Genomic DNA, 22,693 nt, shown 5'->3' on the forward strand with positions numbered 1-22,693 from the left:
AAAACAAAACTTTTGTAACGTCTCACAATAGTATAGACGAATAAAGATAGAAAAGGGTTGTATGAAAAGAAAAAATTAATTCAAATTTCTTTTTTTGATATAGGTTTTTGGAGAAATCTTGGTGTAGTTTTTAAAACTTAAGGAGAAATAAGACAAGGAGTTAAAACCGGAATGGTCTGCCAATTGCTGAATATTGGTTTCGCCGGCTTCAATAAGTCTAATCGCATATTCAATTCTAAACTCACGAATATACTGACTGGTGTTGCATTTCTTTTGTTTTCGGATTCTTTTATCTAAGGTTGATTTACTCACAAAAAGTTCGGCCGCAAGTGAATCTATAGAAATATCCGATTTTATGTTACGCAACAAAACATCATTGAGTAAGTCAAAAAAGTTTTTGTTTTTTAATTTTATAGTCACTTTTGAAAAGGGATCCGGTTTCGATTTTTCCAAAAGCTTATTTTTATATTGTAAAAAATTTCGCGTTTTCAAGAGTAACTCATGAATTTTAAAAGGTTTATTAATAAAGTCATTCACGCCATTTTGCAGTTGCTTCATTTTCATATCAAAGGTAATGTCGGCTGTGATAACAATAAAAGGAACCTCATCAAACTTTTTATTTTTTCTAATTTTTAAAAAAAGTTCCTCCCCAGACATTATGGGCATCATCAAATCGCAAATGATAATATCCGGTGTAGAGCGTTCTAAGAAATGTAAGGCTTCCAAACCATTTTGGCACCACTTCACTTTATAGTCATTGGCTTTTAATAAATCGGATACCGTTTGACCCAAAGACAAATCATCTTCGATAAGTAAAATTTTTAATCCTGTTGTATTCATTTTATAAAAATAAAACTATTTTTTTTAAATTATTGGTACATTGCTGTTAATCAGTCGTACAAATCATACACATTTTGAAATGTAAGCTTACTTTTGAGATTTAAACCCTCAAATTTTTTTAAATTACCCGTACACATGGAAACACAAATACTCAACCCAATACTCTTAAAAAACAACTTAAAAATCTACAGCAAAACTGTTTTGTGGGTTAGTCAAGAAAAACTCCATATTAAATACAAAGGAGAATCTAAAGCATATGCCTTAGAATCCATTAAATCTGTATTTTTAACTAAGCAAAAAAGTAAAATGTATCAAACTTTTGTAATTGCAATTACATGTCTTTTCATGATTTCCTACTTTATTGCTTTTAATTGGATTTTTTTGGGGCTTCATATCATATCGTATGCGTTTTCGTTTCTTTATTTAAACCAACACCAATATTTTTTTGTTTTGAATGTATACAATAATCCCATAAAATATCAAATTGAAACCAAAGACAAAACCATATTTAAAGAATTTATAAAAGACTTTTACAAAACGAAAGAATCACACCGTAAAGCCTCATAACTTTACCTTAATTTATTGCCCACACATGAAAGATTTATTAACCGGAATTTCCAAAGCAAATAACCATTTATTAAAAGAGCCTTTAATTACTGATGCTTTTCAATTATGCATCACGGCCTTGGGTAGTCATATTTCCATAGACCGATGCTACATCTTTAAAAATCAAATAGATGATGGTGTTTTAAAACTCTACTACGAATATGAATGGTGTAATGAAGGGGTTATAGCCTATTTGGGAAGTCCGGAACTAAACGGATATTCGTACGATGCATTTCCGGGACTTTATGAAGAGCTCATTCAAAACAACCCTTTATACGGCATAGTTAGAGAAAGTCCGAATGAATTCTTTAGAGAAATCATGGAAATGCAAGGTATTAAAGCCTATCTTTTTACTCCTATTTTTTCTAATGATGAATTCTGGGGATGGATAGGATTTGATGATTGTCAAACAGAAAGAATATGGAGAAAAGAAGAAGTTCAAGCCCTCCACTCGGTTGCCAATAATATTGGTATACGACTCAATCAAGACCGAACCCAACAAAACCTTCTTAATACACTTAATGAACTTGACTTGTATATCAAAAGTTCTAAACAAGCCAAATGGGAATGGGATTTGACTACAAACGAAGTATACTATACCTACAATTGGTTTGGCATGTTGGGATATACCAACGATGAATTGGAGCACAATTATTATACTTGGAAAAATAACGTTCATCCGGATGATATAGAAACTGCTGAAAAAAATATCAATCTTTACCTAAAAGGATTAAGCGATAAATATGAAGGTGTGCTTCGTATGAAACACAAAAACGGCAAATATGTGTGGATAAAATACTCCGGCATGGCCATTTTCGATGAAAACGGAAAACCAATAAAACTATTAGGTACTCATATAGATATTAGTGAAATAAAAGACAAAGAAAAACAACTCGAAATTTCCGAGGAAAAATTCAGATTTATTGCAGAAAACACAACCGATTTGATTTGCCAACACGATACAAATGCAATTTTTACTTATGTTTCCAATTCTTCCAAAGAAATTATTGGGTACGCTCCAGAAGAGCTAATTGGTCAAAATCCTTATGACCTAATCCACCCTGATGATATCTTAGAGCTACGAAAAAGACATCAAGCGATACTTATAGATCAAAAACTAAACATATCTACTTTCAGATTTCGCAAAAAAGACAAAACCTATGTTTGGTTGGAAATTGTATCAAAATTAATTACCGATACCGATGACCAGATAATCGGAATTCAAACTTCCAGTAGAGATATTTCGGGAAGAATTAAAGCCGAAGAAGAAATGAAACTGGCTTTGCAAAAGGAAAGAGAACTCAACGAATTGAAATCGGGATTTGTAACGATGGCATCGCATCAATTCCGAACACCACTTACAGTAATTTATTCTAATATTGAGCTTTTAAATTATAAGATTTCCGCATTAAATCCCACTCTTAAAAAAGACATTACTGTAATCTCAAATCGGGTTATGAGTGAAATTGACCGAATGACCGAACTCATGAACAACATCTTGATTTTTGGTAAATACGAGTCTGGAAATCTTAAAGTTGAAATTCAAGAAGTTTGCTTAAAATCATTTTTCGAAAAAATAATAGAAACTTATTTCAATCATGAATTTGACGGTAGAAAAGTAATTCTCGAAACCTTTGGTAAAATTCGAAAAGTAAAATCAGATGAAAGTTTACTGATACATATTTTCAACAATTTGATATCAAATTCTCTCAAATATTCAAAAAACCAAGCCAATCCTATTGTTAAGGTTGTGTATTATGCAGACCATTTTAAAGTTGAAGTTATCGATTTTGGAATAGGCATCCCCGAAGAAGAAATCAAACACATGTTTCAATCCTTTTTTAGAGCAAGTAACACTTCAAATATTAAAGGGTCTGGCTTAGGATTAATCATTGCCAAACAATTTACCGAACTTTTAAACGGAACTATTTCTCTTTCCAGCGAAGAGGGAAAAGGCACCGTTGTAACCTTAATTTTCCCTTATGAGAACTAAAATACTCTTGGTAGAAGACGAACAACAAATTCGAGAAACAATATGTGAACTGCTACTACTTAATAATTTCGATATTGTAAGTGAAGAAGATGGATGCAAAGCCCTGCAAATTTTAGACAGATGGAAACCGGACATCATTATTAGCGATATTATGATGCCCAACTGCAACGGATATGACCTTTTAAAAAACGTACGAAACAACCCAAAATTCAATCAAATTCCTTTTGTATTTCTAACAGCCAAAAAACCTGAAACCGACCTGACAGAGGCTAATAAACTGGGAGTTGATGCTTACATTACCAAACCTTTCAAAGTTGACGAACTCATTGCAATTATTGAAGCGAAACTCAAACGATATAAAGAATTAAAAAACCAATCGGATGTATTAGATATTCATTTTGACGATTTTATTATACATGAAATTAACACGCCTTTGTATGGAATCCTAGGTTCGATAAACTTTTTACAAGAAAACGGTACCAATTCTGAAAAAACCGACTATTTTAATGCAATCAAAACTTCAGCTGAAAATTTAAGTCGAACATTAACCAATATTATAAATTATCAAAAACTTTCTGCCAATCATTATTACATCGCCACAAATGCTACAATTGAAATTGAACCTTGTCTTAACGAATGCCTTGAAAAACTATTGAACAATTCAAAAAAATATAAAAACTCAGTAATAGTCGATATTGAAAATGCATTGGTAAAAATTGCTCGTAAAGATCTTTTGGTTATTCTTTTTGAAATTTTGGATAATGCTTTAAAATTTTCAGAGTCCCACTCGGAAATTAAAATCACAGGGAGAGAAAAAAATAATTTTTTTACCCTCAAAGTCATCGACTCCGGAATAGGTATGAGCGAAAAACAAATCAAACAAATTGGTCCTTTCATTCAATTCAATCGAGAAGTTCACGATCAAAAAGGTATTGGATTAGGTTTATTTTTAAGCAAAACCTTAATTGAAAACTACAACGGTAAACTAAAGATTTTTTCAGTTGAAGGTAAAGGCACCGAAGTTGAAATAATCATCCCTATTGCTTAACTTTATTTCTTGCGTTCAATCACATAATTCACCATTAAAATCAAAGCCTCCTTATATGGTGAATCCGGGAAAAGATTTAAAATAGCTAAAGCCTCCTGCTGAAACTGTATCATTTTTTGTTCGGCATAACCCAAACCGTTGTTTTGTTTCACAAAAGCAATCACTTCTTTTACTCTTTTTTTGTCTTTGTTGTGATTTTTTATAGAGTTGATTAACCAACTTTTTTCTTTGGGTGAACAATGGTTTAAAGTGTAAATTAAAGGAAGCGTCATTTTTTGCTCTTTAATATCAATTCCGGTGGGCTTCCCTATAGCCTCTTCGGTATAATCGAATAGGTCGTCTTTAATCTGAAAAGCCATTCCTATCAATTCTCCAAACTTACGCATACGTTCTACCAATTCTTGATTTTCGGGCAAAACAGAACAGGCTCCTAGAGAACAACAAGCTGCAATCAAAGTAGCCGTTTTTTGACGGATGATTTCGTAATAAATGTCTTCTGTAATGTCTAATCTTCGGGCTTTTTCGATTTGAAGTAATTCGCCTTCACTCATTTCGCGAACGGCAATCGAGATGATTCTCAACAAATCAAAATCGTCATTATCAATTGAAAGTAACAACCCTTTAGACAATAAAAAATCGCCTACTAATACTGCAATTTTATTTTTCCATAAGGCATTGATAGAGAAAAATCCGCGACGTCTATTGCTGTCATCTACTACGTCGTCATGAACCAAAGTAGCCGTATGAATTAATTCTATGACAGATGCCCCTCGATACGTTCGTTCATTAACCGTACCTCCTGAAACCATTTTAGCCGTTAAGAAAACAAACATCGGTCGCATTTGTTTCCCTTTCCGATTTACAATGTAATAGGTAATCCGATTGAGCAAAGCCACTTTGGAAGACATTGAGTCATAGAACTTTTTTTCAAAAAGTTCCATTTCCTGACTAATGGGCTGCTTGATTTGTTCGGTGATTTTCATGAAAGTTCAAAGATAGGCAGAAAGTTGTAAAATCACAACTGGAATTATTCGGAAACCGCTTCATTTTTATTGGCCAATTGACCACAAGCCGCATCAATATCTTTACCGCGACTTCTCCTCACTTTGGCAATCACACCAATTTTTTCTAAGGCTTTTACATATTCGTCTAAAACCACATCGGAGGCTTGTTGAAACATTCCGTCATCTATAGGATTGTATTCTATTAAATTGACTTTACACGGCACATATTTGCAAAACTTAACCAAGGCATCAATAGATTTTTTATCATCATTAATCCCTTTCCAAACTACATATTCGTAAGTAACTTTACTTTTGGTTTTATGGTACCAATATTCCAAACTTTCCCGCAATTCTTTTAAAGGAAAACTTTTGGAAAACGGCATAATTTCGGCACGAATCTCATCAATTGCCGAGTGAAGGGAAACGGCCAATTTGAATTTAACTTCTTCATCGGCCATTTTTTTAATCATTTTAGGTATTCCGGACGTAGAAAGTGTAATGCGTTTGGGCGACATGCCTAATCCTTCGGGAGAGGTTATCATTTCGATGGCTTTAAGTACGTTGTTGTAATTCATCAACGGTTCACCCATCCCCATAAATACAATGTTTGAAAGCGGGCGGTCAAAATACAAACGGCTTTCATTATCTATGGCTACCACTTGATCATAAATTTCGTCTGGATTGAGATTTCGCATGCGTTTTAAACGAGCCGTTGCACAAAAATTACAATCTAAACTACAACCTACTTGGCTTGAAACGCAAGCTGTAGTTCGAGTTTCGGTGGGAATCAAAACACTTTCTACCACCAAGCCATCATACAAACGAACGGCATTTTTTACGGTACCGTCTTCACTGCGTTGCATTTGATCTACTTTGATATGATTGATGACAAAATTGTCTTCGAGCATTTGACGGGTTTCTTTGGAAACATTGGTCATATCGTCAAACGAATAGACTTTTTTGCTCCACAACCATTCGTACACTTGATTGCCACGAAAAGCTTTGTCGCCATTGGCTACAAAAAAATCCCGTAATTGGGTTTTGGTTAAGGCCCGAATATCTTTTTTGGTGGTGTTCATGGTGCAAATTTTGTTTATTTTTTTAATAAAATCAATGTTAAATTATTTAATTTATTTGTTTAACTTATTTGTTTAACTTATTTGTTTAACTTATTTGTTTAACTTATTTTTGTAAAAAAAAAATTACATATGAAAAAAGTTTTTTTAATTCTTATGCTCTTCTCAATTAATATAATTGACGCAAAAACTTGTTCCACATCATGTAATCCCAATGGTTACACTTACACTTACACATGGAATCAACCTGATGGAACAAAATGTGTAAGACCATCAGATCCATATGCAACTGTTAATTATTCCATTTCTTTGACAAGAAACAATAAAACAATAACAATTGAAGAAGGCACGTGTGAAGTTAGAGATATTAACTGTTAAAATTTAAATTTATGAAAAAAATTATAACTACTGTATTTTCGTTGTTTTTTTTAATTGGATGTCAAAGCTCATCTTCTGATTTAAATGAAATTAAAAAAGAAGTATCCAAAGGTGTTACATCGAAATCTTTTTATGACATTGAAGTTGATGGGTATAGAGGTCAGTTACCCTATTTAGAAAATCACAATTCAGATAACATAAATGAATTTTCTTTAAAGATTAATATTGAAGAAAACATAAACAAAAGCGAGTATAATTGGCAATACTTTGATAGTTTATACAAGCATGATTTACCAATTTATGACAAACAAAGAATTGCTTTTGTTATTCTTGTAAAAAAAGACTTGATAGAAATTGTAAAAAATCATCCTAATGAACAGAATTTAATTGATAAACTAAAATTCTATACATCAACATTAATAGAAACTAAATCTATTGGATATTGTGTATTATATCATGCTTTACAAATAATTAATTTAAGCGATAGAGAATTTACAAAGAATGCAGCTCATCAAATTATTCAAAACTCAATCAATGATGACTTTTATAAAAATTATAATTTAACAACTCAAGAGATAAATAACATTTATGAAAAAAAAAATACATGAAAACTTCATGTATTTGGATAAACTTAATGAATTTTTATAAATTTGCTGAATAAAAATGCATTTCCTTTCTGAAGATCTCGAAGATTACGTAGCTGCTCATTCACAAGCCGAACCGAAATTATTGGCTCAATTAAATAAAGAAACTTATCAAAAAATTTTGCTCCCACGGATGTTGAGCGGACATTTTCAGGGAAGGGTTTTGAGCATGTTGTCTAAGTTGATCAAACCTGCTTCTATTTTAGAAATTGGAACGTATACCGGTTACGCCACCTTATGCTTATGTGAAGGAATGCAAGAAAACGGAATCGTACACACCATTGACATCAAAGAAGAATTAATTGATTTTCAACGGAAATATTTTGACAAATCGCCTTGGGGAAATCAGATTGTACAACATTTGGGTGAAGCTGTCAATATAATTCCAACCTTAGAAACAAAATTTGATTTGGTTTTTATAGATGCCGATAAAGAAAATTACCTCAACTACTACGAAATGATTGTACCCAAAATGAATAAAGGCGGCATCATTTTATCGGATAATGTGTTATGGTCCGGAAAAGTAGTTGAACCCCTGAAAGAAGGTGATTTGAGCACTAAAATTTTAGTGGAATACAACCAACGATTAAACAATGACCCGAGAGTTGAAACCGTATTGTTACCTATTCGGGATGGGTTTACCGTAACCAGAGTACTTTAATGTATCGGAAAATATTTGGGTTGTACAAATTTATAGAATTTGTAAAACGACATACCTATTAAAAATCCAAAAAGGTAACCGGTTAGAATGTCACCGGGGAAATGAAGACCCAGATAAATTCGGCTGTAGGCAAAAATTAAAGGAAAAAGAAACAGCAAAAAAGGGTATTTAAAATACTTGCGAAACGCTAAAAATATAAAAGTTGTGGTAGCCATAGAGTTGGAAGCATGACCGGAAAAAAAGCTAAATGATTTTCGCACCAAAACAGCTCTCATTTGTCCATCTAAACTTAAATCGTTGCAGGGTCTTAAGCGTTCAAAACTGTATTTAAAAAGATTGGTCGCTTGATCTGTTACCAAAATTAAAAGAGCCAAGAACAAAATCACTACGCCAAACTGTTTCCATCCAATTTTTTTTAGGATAAAATAAAAAAGGATTAAAAAAAGCGGGGTCCAATAGAGTTGTTTTGTAATTAGTAACCACATTCCATCCCATCGTTCTGAACCTAAATTGTTCAAAAAGAGAAATACATCTTTATCAAATTGAATGAGTTCTTCCAAAATCAAAATTGACGTTTGATTGGTCCGGTAATTTGTTCTATATCTTCTTTGGTTTTTTCAATTTCGTCATCCAAACCCAAAGAAGGATTTTGCAAAGGTTGCGTTATCTGAGTAAAATCTTGTTTTACCTTTTGAATTTCTTCTGAAATCCCGCCGGTTAAACTTTGTGTATCAATCCCATTGGCTTCTGCACTTTTTTGAATTTCAGATTTGATATCATTGGTGGCGTGTTTCAATTGCCGCATGATTTTACCTGCTGTTCGGGCTATATCTGGAATTTTATCAGACCCAAACAGCATAAGTATTATCACTATGATAGTTAAAAACTCACCTCCACTTATACCAAACATAATATTCTAAATTGTAGTTGCAAAAGTACAAAGAATTTTAGGCTTTGTAAATTACTTTTTTTCTAATTCATCAAACTTAGATGTAGCTTCTTCTTTAGGCCAAACATTGTTAGTCGTATCAATATCGGCTGTCTCTAATTTGGGATCTAACTGAATTTTGACAATTTTTTTAGTTGTTGCAAAAACACGAGTGGCCGTTTGGTTGTTTTTTCTCCAAATTTGCTCCGGAAATTTGTGAAACTCTTTAGTTCCATCTTCAAAGTGAAGTTCAACCAAAAGCGGCATAATCATCCCTCCGGGTTTATCAAACTCCACTTCATAAAAATAATTGGGTTGTTTGAGTTGGGCTTGTTGTTCGGTTGTATATTTCGAATTTATAAATTCTTGCAAAGGAACTATTTGCGACTGATTTAATGCTTTTTTTCTGTTTGGATTAAGCTGCGGATTCTTTTCATCTACCAAATATACATAGGGGCCTTGAGCCACACCAAATCGGCCTCTTCGGGCTTGAATATTTTTCAACTCTTCTGTAGGCTCTTCTGTAACAAAATACTGTTTTACTTCCTTGATGCCCATATCTACATAATCTGTAGAATAGAACCAACCTCTCCAAAACCAATCTAAATCTACAGCAGAAGCATCTTCCATAGTTCTAAAGAAATCATCCGGAGTGGGATGTTTAAACTTCCATCGGTTGGCATACGTTTTAAAAGCATGATCAAACAATTCTGGTCCCATAATCGTTTCACGCAAAATATTCAATCCGGTTGCCGGCTTTCCATAGGCATTAGCTCCAAATTGGTGAATGACTTCCGAGTTTGACATTATAGGCTCTAAAAAACTTTGATTCCCACTCATGTAAGGAACAATTTTGGCGGCCGGTCCACGACTCGAGGGATAGTTTTCCATAAATTCTTGTTCGGTCAAATATTGTAAAAAAGTATTCAACCCTTCGTCCATCCAAGACCATTGACGTTCATCGGAATTGACAATCATTGGGAAATAATTGTGTCCTACTTCGTGAATTATAACACTAATCATTCCGTATTTGATTCTATCTGATACAAAACCATTTGCATCTGGTCTTCCGTAATTCCAACAAATCATGGGATATTCCATACCTTGGTCTTCGGCAGATACCGAAATTGCTTTGGGATAAGGATAATCAAACGTATGTTTGGAATAGGTTTTTAAAGTTTGTGCCACTGCTCGAGTAGAAAAATCTTCCCACAATGGGTTACTTTCATTAGGGTATAAAGAAATAGCCATAACATTTTTGGTAGGTAATTTTACAGCCATGGCGTCGTAAATAAACTTTCTGGAAGTAGAAAAGGCAAAATCTCTGACATTTAGAGCTTTGAATTTCCATGTCTTCGTTTTATCAGAAAATCCTTTTTCGTTGGCTTTTGCCTCTTCGGGCGTTACCACCAAAACCGGTTTATCAAATGTTCGCTCAGCCAGTTCGTATCGTTTAACTTGTTCCGGTGTGAACACTTCTTTTCGGTTTAACAAGTCTCCGGTAGCTTCCAAAATATGATCGGCAGGTACCGTAATATTTACTTCATAATTTCCGAAAACCAAAGCAAATTCTCCTGTACCCCAAAATTGCATATTTTGCCAACCTTCAACATCGTTGTAAACCGCCATTCTTGGAAAAAACTGTGCAATAACATACAATCGGTTTTTGTCTGACTCAAACTCTTCATACCCGGAACGGCCTCTATCAATTCGGTAATTGTTGATATTGTACCACCACTTGATTGAAAACGTAACTTTTTCTTTAGGTTTCAAAGGCTGAGGCAAATCAATTCGCATCATAGTTTGGTTGATGGTGTATTTCATAGGCTTCCCTTTGGCATCTAAAACATAAACCAAATTAAATCCGCCGTCGAAAGATTCTTCCATGTACTTTTTTACAAAACCATCAACCGGCATGGCTCCATCCATACGCTGACTTTGCACTAACGGCGACTTGGAATCTCTACTTTTTTCATTTTGATCCAATTGAATCCAAAGATATTCGAGAGCTTCGGGTGAATTATTGTGATAGGTAATGGTTTCAACCCCGTCCAATCTTTTGTTTTTATCATCCAACACAATATCCATTTTGTAATCGGCTTGCTGTTGGTAATACGCAGGTCCGGGAGCACCAGAAGCTGTTCTAAACATATTAGGGGTAGCCAATAAGTCATACATTTGACTAAACTTGTTCGTGTCATAATGGCCGCCTTCTCTTGGCGTTTCTTTTTTGTCTTGAGCCCATGTCAAGAAAGGAAGTAAAACGAGTAAACCAATACTTTTTTTCATGAATTTTAATTTGAAGGTTCTAAAATAAACATTTTACCCTACCCTGTTGCGATTTCACACTATTTTAACAAGTGTACCGGCTGAGCTGAAGTGAGCAAAAAACTTTTTTTAACCCCATTGATTTGCGTATGAGTGATATGTTGTTGCTCGGTTAAATAATCAAAAAGCAAGGTATTCTTTATTTCAAAATTTTGAATTTTAGACACCTCTGAAACCGTTAAATAGAACACAAAAACATCTGCATCTGTTTCTCGAGCCAGATAATTTACTTTCTTGAGTTTCCCGTTTATTTTTATTGCTAAATTTTCCAATATATATTCCTCCAATTTTTTGCTTTGCTGGATGGTTTCCTTAGTCGAATCCAAATAAAACTTTTCGGAATGTTTTTTTTCTAAAGCCGCATTCAAATCATCAATAAAGTACCTTTGGGTAATTTGAACCGCTTTTTTTTCGGGAATAAAATGAATTTGGGTTACCGAAACATAAAATTTATGCAATAGAAAGGAACTGCAAAGAACAAATAAAAGAGTTAGTGTAAAAAAGGATGCTGATTTTTTCATACATGTTAGGGATTCCGAATTTTAAATGCTTTATTTTTTTCAATCAGAAAATCAATCAACTCAATTTCTTTTTGAACTTGTAAAAGTGAGCTTGACTTGGGGTCTGATTCACAAAAATCCAAAAATAAACCAATTTCATCAGGTTTCAATGCTAAAGTTTCCGTAAAAAAAGCATAGCTGAATTTTAACCGAACAGCCTCTGCAAATCGCTTAGATGAAGTAAAAACGATTGGACTTTCTTTTTTCTTTTCTTTAAAAAGCAGTTTCCCGAGTTTTTTCCCAATAGCCATTAAATTTAAAGCATATGGCATACTTAAATCACTGGGCATTACGGTATTTTTCATAGACGAACTAAAGTCGTCTTCAAAATTCATTTGAACAATACTCCCAATATCCAATTGCAGACTTAAATCGGTTACCTTTATATTGGCAGCATCTTTTTCTAAATTTCCGGTTAACGATTTTGGAGTCACAATAACTTCATCCAACTCGTTAATATATTCTTCCAATTTAATTAGTAATTCTACAACTTTAAAATCTGTTTCTGTTAGAATTAATTTTTTAGACTTGAAAACCACACTAGAAAACACCAGTGTATCCGAAGGTTTAGCGTACAATGAAAACTTACCTTGGACATCGGTTACAGCTCCTTTATTGGAAGATATATTAAATACCGTAACTTGCTCTACAGCTGTTGAATCGGAAATAATTTTACCATTTACGATAGTTCTGGAAACAATTTGTCCGTGCAAAGAAGCTACACCAAAAAACAAGAGCAAGAACCAAATTTTTTTAATCATTGGGCAAGTATTTTATAAATTCATTTGCTAATTTACTTAGTATAAAGGCTGTCTTTAATTTGTCTTTGAGCTGTAAAACTTCAAAAAGTTCTTTGTCTTCAACAGCATAATATTTAAAACCTTCAATATAATCTTCCGGGATTTTGAGTGTATCTTTAAAATAAGTATTCGGGAAAAAAGCACTCAAACGGGCCAATGCTTTTTCCCTTTTTTCAATTTCTAGCTCTTTTTTCAACAGTTTGGTTCTTCCTGAAATCCAATTGAGTAATGGGTCTAAAAGTCCCGAATTTGCGGTATACAATCTTCGCTCAGCAGGTGTAAACGATTTGGGTTTGTAATTTATTACTCCCACACTTTGGGCGGTTACTTTTGAATAATCTGAAACTACAACCTCATCCAATTCATTGACTTTGGCCGTCATTTGAATTTCTATAAAACCAGTTTGAAAAATTTCCTTTGAAATACTTTTACGCCAATAATGCAAATGAACAGCCGAAAAAACCAACAAATCGTCTTCGGAAACCTCTATATAAAAAACCCCATTTGCATCTGTGATTGTAGCTTTCTCGGTAACCAAATTAAGAACATGAATTCCTTCTACCGAAGCATTTTCGGCTTTTACCACACCTTTTATAGTTTTGGTTTGAGACCATCCCAAACCAAACAAAAGAAGAAAAAACAAAACCGTCTTAATTTTCATCTTCCAAAAGTTTTAAGAATTCTACAGATAGGGCTGCCATTCTAAAAACGGCTTGCTCTTTGGAATTGGCCTCTAAAAATGCCACATATTCTGAGTCGTACAGAATGTAATAATTAAATGCTTGAATGTAATCGGCGGGAATTTTGAGTTCATTTATGTAAAAATCTTCCTCAAACCATTGATTTGTTTTCAAAAAAATCAATTCCTTTTTTTCTACACTCAATTCTTTCTTTAATTTTTTTGTTCTTCCTGTAATCCAATACAAAAAGGGGTCTATAGGTATTTTTCCATATAAAACTTCTATCCAATCTCGTTGTGTCATTTGAGTGGGTCTCAATTTTCGTTCAGCAGGTGTATATACTTTGGGTTTGTAGTTGATATTCCCCATATTTTGAGCATTAATATTGGGATATTCTGTAACTGTAACACCCTCCAATTCAACCACTTTGGGAGTCATAACAATGTCAATCTCTTTTTTTTGTATATCGGATTTCAAAATACTTCTTCGCCAGTAATTTAAATGCACAGCCGAAAAAACTAATAAATCGTCTTCACTAACTTCAATAGTGAACTCTCCTTTTGCGTTGGTAACGGTAGCTTTTTCGGTAACCAAATTAACTACATGAACGCCTTCTGCCGGTAAATCGTTTACTCGTATCTTACCTAAAATAGTGGTTTGAGCCAAAACAATTGACGAAAAAAAGAATCCGGTTAAGCTAAAAAAGTAATGGAAATTCAAATAAAGTGGTTTTCTAGTGTTTAATCATTGATTTAGTAAAGTTAGTAGGGACTTATCCCAAGTAATTCACAACAAATTGATAATATTTTGTTAATCCAAAAAGGATGAAAACGAATTAAACCTCTAATTTTGTAAAAATCCAACTTATGAAAAAAGCAATAATTGCCAGCACCTCAACTTTACACGATGGAAAATATTTGGAATATTTATTTCCGGAGTTGGAGTGGCTCTTTCAAAATTGTCAAAAAATTATCTTCATTCCCTTTGCCAGACCCGGAGGTTTAACTCATGACGAATATACGGATAAAGTAAGAACCGTTTTTCAAAAAATGAACATCGAAGTTCAAGGTTTACATGAATTTGATAATCCGGCAAAAGCTCTAAAAGATGCCCAAGGGATTTTTACCGGTGGAGGTAATACGTTCTTATTGGTAAAGCAATTACACGATCTTAGTTTAATGCCGGTTTTAAAGAAAACCATTGAGAGCGGAACGCCCTATTTGGGAACTAGTGCCGGCAGTAATATTTGTGGTGTTTCGATGCAAACCACCAACGATATGCCAATAGTTTATCCTTCCAGTTTTGCTACCATGGGCATTATAAACTTTAATTTAAATCCGCACTATTTAGATCCTGATGTAAATTCAAAACACATGGGCGAAACCAGAGCAACTCGCATCAAAGAATTTCATCATTTGAATGCAACTCCGGTTATTGGCTTACGAGAAGGAAGTTGGCTGGAAGTAAAAGGCGACAATGTTGTTTTAAAAGGAGCATTAACCGCAAGAGTGTTTAGACAAAACTTAGAACCCATTGAAGTTGAAAGTGGAACTTATTTAGAAAAAATTTTAAATTGATTTCATTTTAAATAAAAAATCTTGAAAATTGAATCTGTACCAAGAAAATCAAATAAAACTGATAAATACTTATTTTTAATTTTTACATTAATAATAACAGGTTTATTACTAAATGCGTCTATCAGACCATGGGGATTAGACACAAAAAGTTTAACTTTTTGGCTTTTCTGTGCGTTTTCCATATTAATTTTATTGTTTTGGCTTACTCCTTTTTTTTCAGAAAAAACAATTAAAAAAATTACAGTTAGCCCAGAAAAAATTATAGTTGAATTTTTTAAAAAAAGTACAATCTATTTTTACTATCACGATATTTCAAAAATTAGTTCAAATAGAATCAAACAAGAAGTAAGATCAGGTTATGTAAGCGAAGGCTTTCTTATTACTTGTATTCAATTAAAAAACGGAAATGAAATCTTTATCTCCGAAGCTGATTTTGAAAATTACAGAGAGTTAATTGCTGCAATTGGAGTAAATTTTAAAACTTAAACGTATAGAATTAACTAATATAACTTTATATCTAAATTCAATTCGAAATCTGATTTACAGTTATTTTAGAATAAAAAAAACCTCAAACTTTCGTTTGAGGTTTTTACAGAGCGGAAGACGAGGCTCGAACTCGCGACAACCAGCTTGGAAGGCTGGAGCTCTACCAACTGAGCTACTTCCGCATATCAAACAAATTTCAACTGATACCAGTCCTTTGTTTGTGTGTGCAAATATAGAGAATTTGTTTTCTTTGATGCAAATATTTTTTTAAAAAAATTTAATCTGTACTCTAACAAATTTAATATTAAAAAGTTATAACTTGAAATCGTTTCCTTTTCTTCGCTACATTTAGCATAATAGGATTAAAAAAAATAAAAACTTCTTTATTTTTAGTAAAAAGTGAATCGATAAAAGAAAAAATCTAGTTCATTTAAATAGATTGCTGTACATTTACTAACCCAATTTAAAATACAATGAAGTCTGTTTTTGCCTTATTTGTTTGTGTTTTTTTGATTTCCTGTGAAAACAAAAAAACTTCTACACCCGTTAAAACAAGCCTTCCTCCTACTGAAATAACCTCAGAAGGAAAAATTATCGGCATAGACTCCATTAGCCTAAAGGAAACCAAAGATTCGGCCTTAATGCATTTCTATTTTAAGAACCAAATGAGAACTTTTTGGACAGCCCATAATTGCAGAGAAAATGTTTTAGCGGTCATTCGAAACTCAAAAGATGAAGGTTTGAACCCAAAAGACTTTGACATCAAACAATTGGAAAAAAAAGAAAGCCAATTGCCTCAACTTTCAGACAAAGAACTTATTGAATATGATTTTTTAATCACACGTAACCTATACCGCTACATTCAAAAAACTAATTTGGGAACCATAGACCCCAAATCTATTTTTAAGGACTGGGATATTGCACCCGAAAATAAGGTCAATCCGATAGAACTATTATTAAATTTCCAAAGAAAAGATTCCTTTGATTATGCTCTTTACAAAGCCAAGCCACAACATTTGGTCTACCAAAGAATGATTCAGAGTTTAAAGCTCATTCGACAATTTGAAAATGTTTCGTTTTCAAAATTGGAAATTAAAGATAAAATTTCGCCGCAAGATACTCAAGACGTTCTAATTGAAATCAAAAAACGATTGATTTACTGGAAAGACATGAAAAAACCGGATACGTTAACTTCTGTATACGACAACTCCACTGTAGAAAGTATAAAACGATTTCAATTGAGACACGGCTTAGCTCCGGATGGTGTAATTGGAAAAGGAACTATTGCTTCTTTAAACATCAATAGAAAAAAAAGAGAGGAACAAATTATTGCCAATTTAGAACGTTGGCGTCATTTTCCTCAAAAATTGGAAAAAGAGTATCTAATTATCAATATACCCGATTATACCTTGAGAGTGGTACTAGACAAAGACACCGTTAGAACACACCGGGTTATTGTTGGCAAAGCTTCTCGTAGCACTCCCATATTAACAGCCAAACTCAGTTACGTAGTTTTTAATCCAACATGGACTGTACCGCCCACTATTCTAAAAGAAGATGTGATTCCGGCAGCACAAAAAAACAGAGCGTATTTTGCATCCAAAAACCTTACTATATATGAAGGAAATAAAATTATAAGTGCCTCCGAATGGAATCCGGCCAAAGCTCGAAGTTACAGATACGTTCAATCGCCCGGTTCTTCAAACTCTCTGGGTTTAGTAAAAATTATGTTTCCTAACAAATTTTCTGTATACCTTCACGACACCAACAGTAGGGGCTATTTTGAAAAAGAAAACAGATCCTTGAGTTCCGGATGTGTACGTGTCCAAAATCCGTTTGAGCTCACAGCATATTTATTAAATAGTGAAGCCGAAGAATGGAACACAGTAAAAATTGATGAAATATTGGCAACTTCCAAAACGAAGAATGTAAATTTAACCAGACCCATTTACCTATACCTATTGTATTGGACAGCTTGGTCCGAAGGGAATCAATTGCAATTTAGAGATGACATCTACAACTTAGATGCAAAAACTTACGATAGTTTAAGATACTAATTTGGAAGCTATTTGGTAATTTCGAGAAGGGTGATAAATAAACAGACACGATTTATTTTGAATCAATTGAATAATTTCTTCAGAAATACCTTTAGGTAAAGCAGGACAACCTTGACTGCGTCCTAATCGTTTATTCTGTCTGATAAATTCGTCAGAGACGTAATCTGCCCCATGAATCACTACAGCCCTTTCGCGAGCTTTATCATTAATCCCCGGCTCTACCCCATCCAAACGCAAGGAATACCCATGCTTACCTTGATAGGTTTCTCCGGTTATATAAAAACCTAAACTACTTTGAAACGATTCGGGTTTATTTGAAAATTGAGTAGCATATTCTTCTCCTGAATTTCTTCCGTGAGCTACTAAACTATGATACAAAATAGTTTGAGAATCCATGTCAATAACCCACAACCTTTTGGTGTTGGCCGAAAGACTAAAATCAACCAATGTTAGAATATTATTTTCAATCTTTCCCATTTGTTGCAAACGAAAAAAACCTTCAAATGCTTTGGTAAAACTTTCCAATTGAGGAAGTTTGAAAGAATTGGAATTAAGAGACTGGTACAAATTTAAGGCTCTAGTTTCTAGAGTAATCTTAGCGGTACTGGCAATTATTTTAGGGTCGGTTGTTGTAGTTCTGGGCGAAGTAAACGAGAGCAATCCAAACAATAAAACCGGTAAAAACTTATAATTCATTGGTAATCTTAAGGTTAAAATTAGACTTGGGGCTCCAAAATTATACAATTAATGTTTAAAAACAAACTTAAAGCCAAAAAAGAATCCCAAAAATTATTCGATAGGACTCAGAAAACAAGTTAGTTAACGTCAAAAAATCCAAAATGGTATTTGAAGTGTAACATTTTTTTAAATTACCGTCTTTTGTTAGGGGTGAAATTCTTAATGAAATGATAAAGTAATTGTTTCGCCCTTGGCAATCTTTAAATTTGCTCAACTATTTTTGTATGAAATCAAAGTCACTCTTATTTTTCTTATTTCTCTTTTCAACCCTTACGTACGGTCAAAAAAAAGCGTTACAAGCTATTCGAACAAACGAAACCATTACTGTTGATGGAAAGTTGAACGAATCGATCTGGCTTACAACCCCAAAAGCCGAAAACTTTTTTATGTTTGAACCCGATAACGGAGCTCCGGAAAAAAAGGAAAGACGAAGTGAAGTTCAAGTAGTTTATACCGACAATGCTATCTATATTGGGGCCATGCTCTACGATAATGAACCGGATAAAATTGAACGTGAAATCACCCAAAGGGACAATCTGGGTACTGCTGATTTCTTTGGAATTTTTGTGAACGGATTTAACGACGGTCAACAAGATTTCAGATTTTTTGTAACAGCTTCTGGTGTGCAATTGGATTGTTTGGCCACAGAAAATGGAGAAGATTACTCTTGGGATGCCATTTGGGATAGCCAAGTTACAATTACTCAAGAAGGATGGATTGTAGAAATGGAGATTCCTTATGCCGCATTGCGATTTTCAAACGCACCAAATCAAGTATGGGGAGTCAACTTTTTTAGGGAAGTTCGAAGAGACCGTCAAAAATTTACTTGGAGCAATATTGATAGAGCTATCGGTTCTTCAATAAATCAAGCCGGCGAACTAAGAGGGATTAGCAATATTAAACCTCCCGTTAGATTGTTCTTTATCCCTTATACATCGGGTTATGTAGAGTCTAACAATCAGAACACAACCAGCACCGGAAAAGTGGGAATGGACATCAAATACGGCATTAACGATTCGTTTACTTTGGATGCGATTTTGGTTCCCGATTTTGGCCAAGCTGCTTTTGATAATGTAATATTGAACTTAGGTCCATTTGAACAACAATTTAACGAAAACCGTCCTTTTTTTACCGAAGGTACCGATCTTTTCTCCAAAGGCGACTTACTTTACACTCGAAGAATTGGAGGTCCACCAAGTGCTTTTCCACAAACAGAGAGCAATGAGTCGGTTTTAAATTACCCTAATACAGTAAATTTAATAAATGCTTTAAAAATATCCGGACGCACTTCAGACGGACTAGGAATTGGCCTTCTTAATGCAGTAACCGAAAAAACAACAGCAACGGTTGTTAACAATCAAACCAATGAAAGACGTGAAGTAGTGGTTGAACCATTGACCAATTACAACATTCTGGTATTTGATCAACGCTTCAATCAAAACTCTTCGGTTTCATTTATCAATACCAATGTAACTAGAACCGGTTCTTTTCGAGATGCCAATGTAACCGGATTGGTGTATGATATCAATTCAACCGGAAACCGGTACAATATTTCCGGAGATTTGAAAATGAGCAGTGTATATGATACCCAAAATAAAACCGGTTATACTACCTATTTTAACTTGGCTAAAACTTTTGGAAAATACCGCTACAGTGTGGCTACAAAATACATTACTAAAGATTTTGACAATAACGACTTGGGCATCAACTTTATAACCAATTACATTAATTTTTACAGCAACTTCAATTACCGCATATTAAATCCTACCAAAAATTACAACTCTTTTAGAATCAATGCCAACTACTATGTAGAATTTGAAAACACTACCGGTAAAAAACAAGACCATTGGTTTTCTTCTAATGTAAATTCTACAACTTTAAAAAACGACTACATCGGATACGGCATTAGTAGCAATCCAACGGTTACCTACGATTTTTATGAACCTCGAAAAGCCGGAAGTTTTTTGGCTGTACCGGCTAGTGGTAATGCCTTTATCTATTTTTCCTCCAATTACAACCGGAGATTTGCACTTGATATTGAACCTTCAATACGTATTTTTGACCAAGAAAACCGAATGAACTACAACTTCTTTGTAAGTCCAAGATATCGCTTTAATGATAAATTTACACTGATTTACAGTGCCAATTTTAGCCGTCAAAATTCAGATATCGGATGGGTAGATTTTGCAGATGATGAAGTAATTCTAGCCGAGCGAAACCGAACTACTGTTAGCAACAGTTTATCCGGAAAACTGGCCATAAACAATAAAATGACATTCAATCTTTCGGCTAGACATTATTGGTCTTTTGCAGAAAACATTGCGTTTCACACGTTACTTCCAGACGGTAGTTTTGAACTCAATACGGCATACAATGAAGTAAAAGATGCCAATTTCAATTTATGGAACTTTGACCTTTCCTACTCCTGGTGGTTTGCACCGGGCAGTCAAATTACAGCTTTGTACCGCAACAATGCCCAAAATTTTTCCCGAGAAATTGATAAAAGCTATGGTTCCAATGCCCAAAGTGTTTTTCAAAACAACTTAAACCACATATTCTCTATTAGCTTAAGGTATTTTATAGACTACAATCAAGCAAAAAATTGGTTTAAAAAAGCATAAACGCCCCTGTTTACTTATTGGTATTCCTTATATTTGTTGAAATTTTTTCAACAATGAACCACAAAGTAATTTTAATGATTTTAGATGGCTGGGGGCATTCTCCAGATCCTAAAGTTTCTGCTATTGATCAAGCCCAAACCCCATTTATAGATTCACTTTATCAAAATTATGCTCATGCCGAATTGCGAACAGACGGACTTCATGTTGGCCTTCCGGAAGGACAAATGGGTAATTCTGAAGTGGGTCATATGAATCTGGGTGCAGGAAGAATTGTTTACCAAGAATTAACCCGTATCAACTTGGCGGTTCAACACAAAACCTTGAATCAGGAAAAAGTACTTCAAGAGGCTTTTTTATATGCCCAAAACAACCATAAAAAAGTGCACTTTTTAGGATTAGTTTCAGATGGTGGGGTTCACTCTCACACCTCTCATCTTAAAGGATTGATTGATGCCGCTCAAGATTTTGGATTGAAAAATGTATTCATTCATGCCTTTACAGATGGTCGTGATGTTGACCCCAAATCGGGGAAAGGGTATATTGCCGATTTGGAAAATTACATTCAAAATACTTCGGCTCAATTGGCTTCTATTTGCGGTCGCTATTATGCCATGGACAGAGACAAACGCTGGGAACGCGTTAAACTGGCTTACGACTTGGTAGTTAACGGTCTGGGAACCCCCTCTCAAAATGCTACGCAGTCCATTCAAGCCAGCTATGATGCCGATATCACAGATGAATTTATCCAACCTATTGTTATGACCAACTCCCAAGGGGAAGCATTGGCACAAATTGAAAATGGCGATGTGGTGATTTTTTTCAATTTTAGAACCGATAGAGGTAGACAACTTACGGAAGCCTTATCTCAAAAAGACTTTCACGAGCAAAACATGCATAAATTGGATTTGTACTATGTAACTATGACCAATTATGATGAAACCTATACCAACGTTAATGTAATTTATAACAAAGACAATATTACCGAAACCCTTGGTGAAGTTTTGGAAAAACACCATAAGAAACAAATTCGCATAGCCGAAACTGAAAAATACCCTCACGTTACTTTCTTTTTTTCGGGAGGAAGAGAAGAACCTTTTGATGGCGAAACCCGAATTTTACGAAACTCCCCAAAAGTGGCCACCTACGATTTAAAACCCGAAATGAGTGCATATGAACTCAAAGAGGCATTATTACCTGAACTGCAAAAAGAAGAGGTTGATTTTGTTTGTTTGAATTTTGCCAACGGAGATATGGTTGGGCACACAGGCGTAATGGAAGCCGCTGTAAAAGCGTGCGAAGCCGTAGATGCTTGTGTAAAAGAAGTAATAGAAACCGCATTGGCCCACGGATATACCACTCTGGTAATTGCCGATCACGGAAACTGCGAAACCATGATTAATCCGGATGGCTCACCCAATACTGCTCATACTACCAATCCCGTACCGGTTATTTTGGTTGACCCCGAAAGAACAAATATAGAAAACGGCGTTTTGGGCGATATTGCTCCTACCATTTTAAAAATGATGGGAATACCCAAACCAAATGCAATGACCGGAAAAGAATTGGTGTAGATTGAATTTAAAAAATTAAAACCACTCTAAAGAGTGGTTTTTTTATTAAAAATAAGTTAATTACACTCAAATATGATAGTATTACTATTAAATTTGC

Annotated in this window: 21 protein-coding genes and 1 tRNA gene; 10 read left to right on the forward strand and 12 right to left on the reverse strand. The window is 34.2% G+C overall.

The window, feature by feature from the left end:
* Positions 1 to 75: 75 nt before the first annotated feature.
* On the reverse strand, positions 76 to 840 hold the full coding sequence (locus tag V7M80_RS07920) for a response regulator transcription factor (RefSeq protein ID WP_333695276.1): 765 nt from the start codon (positions 838 to 840) through the stop codon (positions 76 to 78).
* Between the two features lie 135 nt (positions 841 to 975).
* Between V7M80_RS07920 and V7M80_RS07925 the strand changes: the two genes are divergently transcribed.
* Genes V7M80_RS07925 through V7M80_RS07935 form a run of 3 tightly spaced genes read left to right on the forward strand, consistent with a single transcriptional unit; the run spans position 976 to position 4,487 of the window.
* Positions 976 to 1,407: a hypothetical protein gene (locus V7M80_RS07925; RefSeq protein ID WP_333695278.1), complete on the forward strand. Its 432-nt coding sequence runs from the start codon at positions 976 to 978 to the stop codon at positions 1,405 to 1,407.
* Positions 1,408 to 1,432: 25 nt separating this feature from the next.
* Positions 1,433 to 3,439, forward strand: coding sequence for a PAS domain-containing protein (locus V7M80_RS07930; RefSeq protein ID WP_333695279.1), 2,007 nt, complete (start codon positions 1,433 to 1,435; stop codon positions 3,437 to 3,439).
* A complete protein-coding gene (locus tag V7M80_RS07935; protein ID WP_333695281.1) occupies positions 3,429 to 4,487 on the forward strand; it encodes a hybrid sensor histidine kinase/response regulator in 1,059 nt (352 codons plus the stop codon). Before V7M80_RS07930 ends, V7M80_RS07935 begins: the two co-directional genes overlap by 11 nt.
* 2 nt (positions 4,488 to 4,489) lie before the next feature.
* Here the strand turns inward: V7M80_RS07935 and V7M80_RS07940 are convergent, their stop codons facing one another.
* Both V7M80_RS07940 and rlmN read right to left on the reverse strand, forming a co-directional pair.
* On the reverse strand, positions 4,490 to 5,470 hold the full coding sequence (locus V7M80_RS07940; RefSeq protein ID WP_333695283.1) for a polyprenyl synthetase family protein: 981 nt from the start codon (positions 5,468 to 5,470) through the stop codon (positions 4,490 to 4,492).
* Between the two features lie 44 nt (positions 5,471 to 5,514).
* Complete coding sequence (gene rlmN / locus V7M80_RS07945) at positions 5,515 to 6,570, reverse strand: 23S rRNA (adenine(2503)-C(2))-methyltransferase RlmN (protein ID WP_333695285.1); 1,056 nt, start codon at positions 6,568 to 6,570, stop codon at positions 5,515 to 5,517.
* Positions 6,571 to 6,956: 386 nt separating this feature from the next.
* On the opposite strand from rlmN, the gene V7M80_RS07950 reads away from it, so the two are divergent.
* On the forward strand, positions 6,957 to 7,553 hold the full coding sequence (locus V7M80_RS07950) for a hypothetical protein (RefSeq protein ID WP_333695287.1): 597 nt from the start codon (positions 6,957 to 6,959) through the stop codon (positions 7,551 to 7,553).
* Between the two features lie 55 nt (positions 7,554 to 7,608).
* Positions 7,609 to 8,250, forward strand: a complete 642-nt coding sequence (locus V7M80_RS07955; protein WP_333695289.1) for an O-methyltransferase — start codon at positions 7,609 to 7,611, stop codon at positions 8,248 to 8,250.
* Here the strand turns inward: V7M80_RS07955 and V7M80_RS07960 are convergent.
* Genes V7M80_RS07960 through V7M80_RS07990 form a run of 7 tightly spaced genes read right to left on the reverse strand, consistent with a single transcriptional unit; the run spans position 8,247 to position 14,266 of the window.
* The gene (locus V7M80_RS07960) at positions 8,247 to 8,813 is read right to left on the reverse strand and encodes a phosphatase PAP2 family protein (RefSeq protein ID WP_333695376.1); all 567 of its coding nucleotides are present in this window, start codon (positions 8,811 to 8,813) and stop codon (positions 8,247 to 8,249) included. The two genes, V7M80_RS07955 and V7M80_RS07960, sit on opposite strands and share 4 nt — an antisense overlap.
* Complete coding sequence (locus tag V7M80_RS07965) at positions 8,813 to 9,160, reverse strand: twin-arginine translocase TatA/TatE family subunit (RefSeq protein WP_333695291.1); 348 nt, start codon at positions 9,158 to 9,160, stop codon at positions 8,813 to 8,815. The genes V7M80_RS07960 and V7M80_RS07965 overlap by 1 nt, the downstream gene beginning before the upstream one ends.
* A 51-nt stretch (positions 9,161 to 9,211) precedes the next feature.
* Positions 9,212 to 11,467: a M1 family metallopeptidase gene (locus V7M80_RS07970; protein WP_333695292.1), complete on the reverse strand. Its 2,256-nt coding sequence runs from the start codon at positions 11,465 to 11,467 to the stop codon at positions 9,212 to 9,214.
* A 59-nt stretch (positions 11,468 to 11,526) separates the two neighbouring features.
* Positions 11,527 to 12,027, reverse strand: a complete 501-nt coding sequence (locus V7M80_RS07975; protein ID WP_333695294.1) for a DUF6702 family protein — start codon at positions 12,025 to 12,027, stop codon at positions 11,527 to 11,529.
* 5 nt (positions 12,028 to 12,032) lie between these two features.
* Positions 12,033 to 12,827, reverse strand: a complete 795-nt coding sequence (locus V7M80_RS07980; protein WP_333695296.1) for a carboxypeptidase-like regulatory domain-containing protein — start codon at positions 12,825 to 12,827, stop codon at positions 12,033 to 12,035.
* A complete protein-coding gene (locus V7M80_RS07985) occupies positions 12,820 to 13,527 on the reverse strand; it encodes a hypothetical protein (protein WP_333695298.1) in 708 nt (235 codons plus the stop codon). Before V7M80_RS07985 ends, V7M80_RS07980 begins: the two co-directional genes overlap by 8 nt.
* Complete coding sequence (locus V7M80_RS07990; protein ID WP_333695299.1) at positions 13,517 to 14,266, reverse strand: hypothetical protein; 750 nt, start codon at positions 14,264 to 14,266, stop codon at positions 13,517 to 13,519. The genes V7M80_RS07985 and V7M80_RS07990 overlap by 11 nt, the downstream gene beginning before the upstream one ends.
* Positions 14,267 to 14,412: 146 nt before the next feature.
* On the opposite strand from V7M80_RS07990, the gene pepE reads away from it, so the two are divergent.
* Both pepE and V7M80_RS08000 read left to right on the forward strand, forming a co-directional pair.
* A complete protein-coding gene (gene pepE / locus V7M80_RS07995) occupies positions 14,413 to 15,123 on the forward strand; it encodes a dipeptidase PepE (protein ID WP_333695301.1) in 711 nt (236 codons plus the stop codon).
* A 21-nt stretch (positions 15,124 to 15,144) separates the two neighbouring features.
* On the forward strand, positions 15,145 to 15,609 hold the full coding sequence (locus tag V7M80_RS08000) for a hypothetical protein (RefSeq protein ID WP_333695302.1): 465 nt from the start codon (positions 15,145 to 15,147) through the stop codon (positions 15,607 to 15,609).
* A gap of 109 nt (positions 15,610 to 15,718) precedes the next feature.
* On the opposite strand, the gene V7M80_RS08005 is transcribed toward V7M80_RS08000, so the two are convergent.
* Positions 15,719 to 15,791, reverse strand: a tRNA-Gly gene (locus tag V7M80_RS08005).
* 291 nt (positions 15,792 to 16,082) lie between these two features.
* On the opposite strand from V7M80_RS08005, the gene V7M80_RS08010 reads away from it, so the two are divergent.
* On the forward strand, positions 16,083 to 17,666 hold the full coding sequence (locus V7M80_RS08010; protein WP_333695304.1) for a L,D-transpeptidase family protein: 1,584 nt from the start codon (positions 16,083 to 16,085) through the stop codon (positions 17,664 to 17,666).
* Here V7M80_RS08010 and V7M80_RS08015 read toward each other — a convergent pair.
* Positions 17,655 to 18,362, reverse strand: a complete 708-nt coding sequence (locus V7M80_RS08015) for a murein L,D-transpeptidase catalytic domain family protein (protein WP_333695305.1) — start codon at positions 18,360 to 18,362, stop codon at positions 17,655 to 17,657. The genes V7M80_RS08010 and V7M80_RS08015 overlap by 12 nt on opposite strands.
* Positions 18,363 to 18,628: 266 nt before the next feature.
* On the opposite strand from V7M80_RS08015, the gene V7M80_RS08020 reads away from it, so the two are divergent.
* Both V7M80_RS08020 and gpmI read left to right on the forward strand, forming a co-directional pair.
* Positions 18,629 to 21,025 carry a DUF5916 domain-containing protein gene (locus tag V7M80_RS08020; RefSeq protein WP_333695306.1) on the forward strand — a complete coding sequence of 799 codons (2,397 nt, stop codon included), beginning with the start codon at positions 18,629 to 18,631 and terminating at the stop codon, positions 21,023 to 21,025.
* Between the two features lie 53 nt (positions 21,026 to 21,078).
* Positions 21,079 to 22,596, forward strand: a complete 1,518-nt coding sequence (gene gpmI / locus V7M80_RS08025) for a 2,3-bisphosphoglycerate-independent phosphoglycerate mutase (RefSeq protein WP_333695307.1) — start codon at positions 21,079 to 21,081, stop codon at positions 22,594 to 22,596.
* Positions 22,597 to 22,693 lie beyond the last annotated feature (97 nt).

This window comes from Flavobacterium sp., assembly GCF_036759525.1.
In the GTDB taxonomy this organism is placed as follows: Bacteria; Bacteroidota; Bacteroidia; order Flavobacteriales; family Flavobacteriaceae; genus Flavobacterium.

What these genes read in the sequence shown, in the direction of transcription:
- V7M80_RS07950 (WP_333695287.1), top strand. Translation starts at nt 6,957, where the DNA reads ATGAAAAAAATTATAACTACTGTATTTTCGTTGTTTTTTTTAATTGGA.
- V7M80_RS07970 (WP_333695292.1), bottom strand. Translation starts at nt 11,467, where the DNA reads ATGAAAAAAAGTATTGGTTTACTCGTTTTACTTCCTTTCTTGACATGG.
- V7M80_RS07985 (WP_333695298.1), bottom strand. Translation starts at nt 13,527, where the DNA reads ATGAAAATTAAGACGGTTTTGTTTTTTCTTCTTTTGTTTGGTTTGGGA.
- V7M80_RS07920 (WP_333695276.1), bottom strand. Translation starts at nt 840, where the DNA reads ATGAATACAACAGGATTAAAAATTTTACTTATCGAAGATGATTTGTCT.
- V7M80_RS07930 (WP_333695279.1), top strand. Translation starts at nt 1,433, where the DNA reads ATGAAAGATTTATTAACCGGAATTTCCAAAGCAAATAACCATTTATTA.
- rlmN (WP_333695285.1), bottom strand. Translation starts at nt 6,570, where the DNA reads ATGAACACCACCAAAAAAGATATTCGGGCCTTAACCAAAACCCAATTA.
- V7M80_RS07940 (WP_333695283.1), bottom strand. Translation starts at nt 5,470, where the DNA reads ATGAAAATCACCGAACAAATCAAGCAGCCCATTAGTCAGGAAATGGAA.
- V7M80_RS07975 (WP_333695294.1), bottom strand. Translation starts at nt 12,027, where the DNA reads ATGAAAAAATCAGCATCCTTTTTTACACTAACTCTTTTATTTGTTCTT.
- V7M80_RS08015 (WP_333695305.1), bottom strand. Translation starts at nt 18,362, where the DNA reads ATGAATTATAAGTTTTTACCGGTTTTATTGTTTGGATTGCTCTCGTTT.
- V7M80_RS08020 (WP_333695306.1), top strand. Translation starts at nt 18,629, where the DNA reads ATGAAATCAAAGTCACTCTTATTTTTCTTATTTCTCTTTTCAACCCTT.
- V7M80_RS07925 (WP_333695278.1), top strand. Translation starts at nt 976, where the DNA reads ATGGAAACACAAATACTCAACCCAATACTCTTAAAAAACAACTTAAAA.
- V7M80_RS07955 (WP_333695289.1), top strand. Translation starts at nt 7,609, where the DNA reads ATGCATTTCCTTTCTGAAGATCTCGAAGATTACGTAGCTGCTCATTCA.
- V7M80_RS07935 (WP_333695281.1), top strand. Translation starts at nt 3,429, where the DNA reads ATGAGAACTAAAATACTCTTGGTAGAAGACGAACAACAAATTCGAGAA.
- V7M80_RS07980 (WP_333695296.1), bottom strand. Translation starts at nt 12,827, where the DNA reads ATGATTAAAAAAATTTGGTTCTTGCTCTTGTTTTTTGGTGTAGCTTCT.
- pepE (WP_333695301.1), top strand. Translation starts at nt 14,413, where the DNA reads ATGAAAAAAGCAATAATTGCCAGCACCTCAACTTTACACGATGGAAAA.
- V7M80_RS08010 (WP_333695304.1), top strand. Translation starts at nt 16,083, where the DNA reads ATGAAGTCTGTTTTTGCCTTATTTGTTTGTGTTTTTTTGATTTCCTGT.
- V7M80_RS07965 (WP_333695291.1), bottom strand. Translation starts at nt 9,160, where the DNA reads ATGTTTGGTATAAGTGGAGGTGAGTTTTTAACTATCATAGTGATAATA.
- gpmI (WP_333695307.1), top strand. Translation starts at nt 21,079, where the DNA reads ATGAACCACAAAGTAATTTTAATGATTTTAGATGGCTGGGGGCATTCT.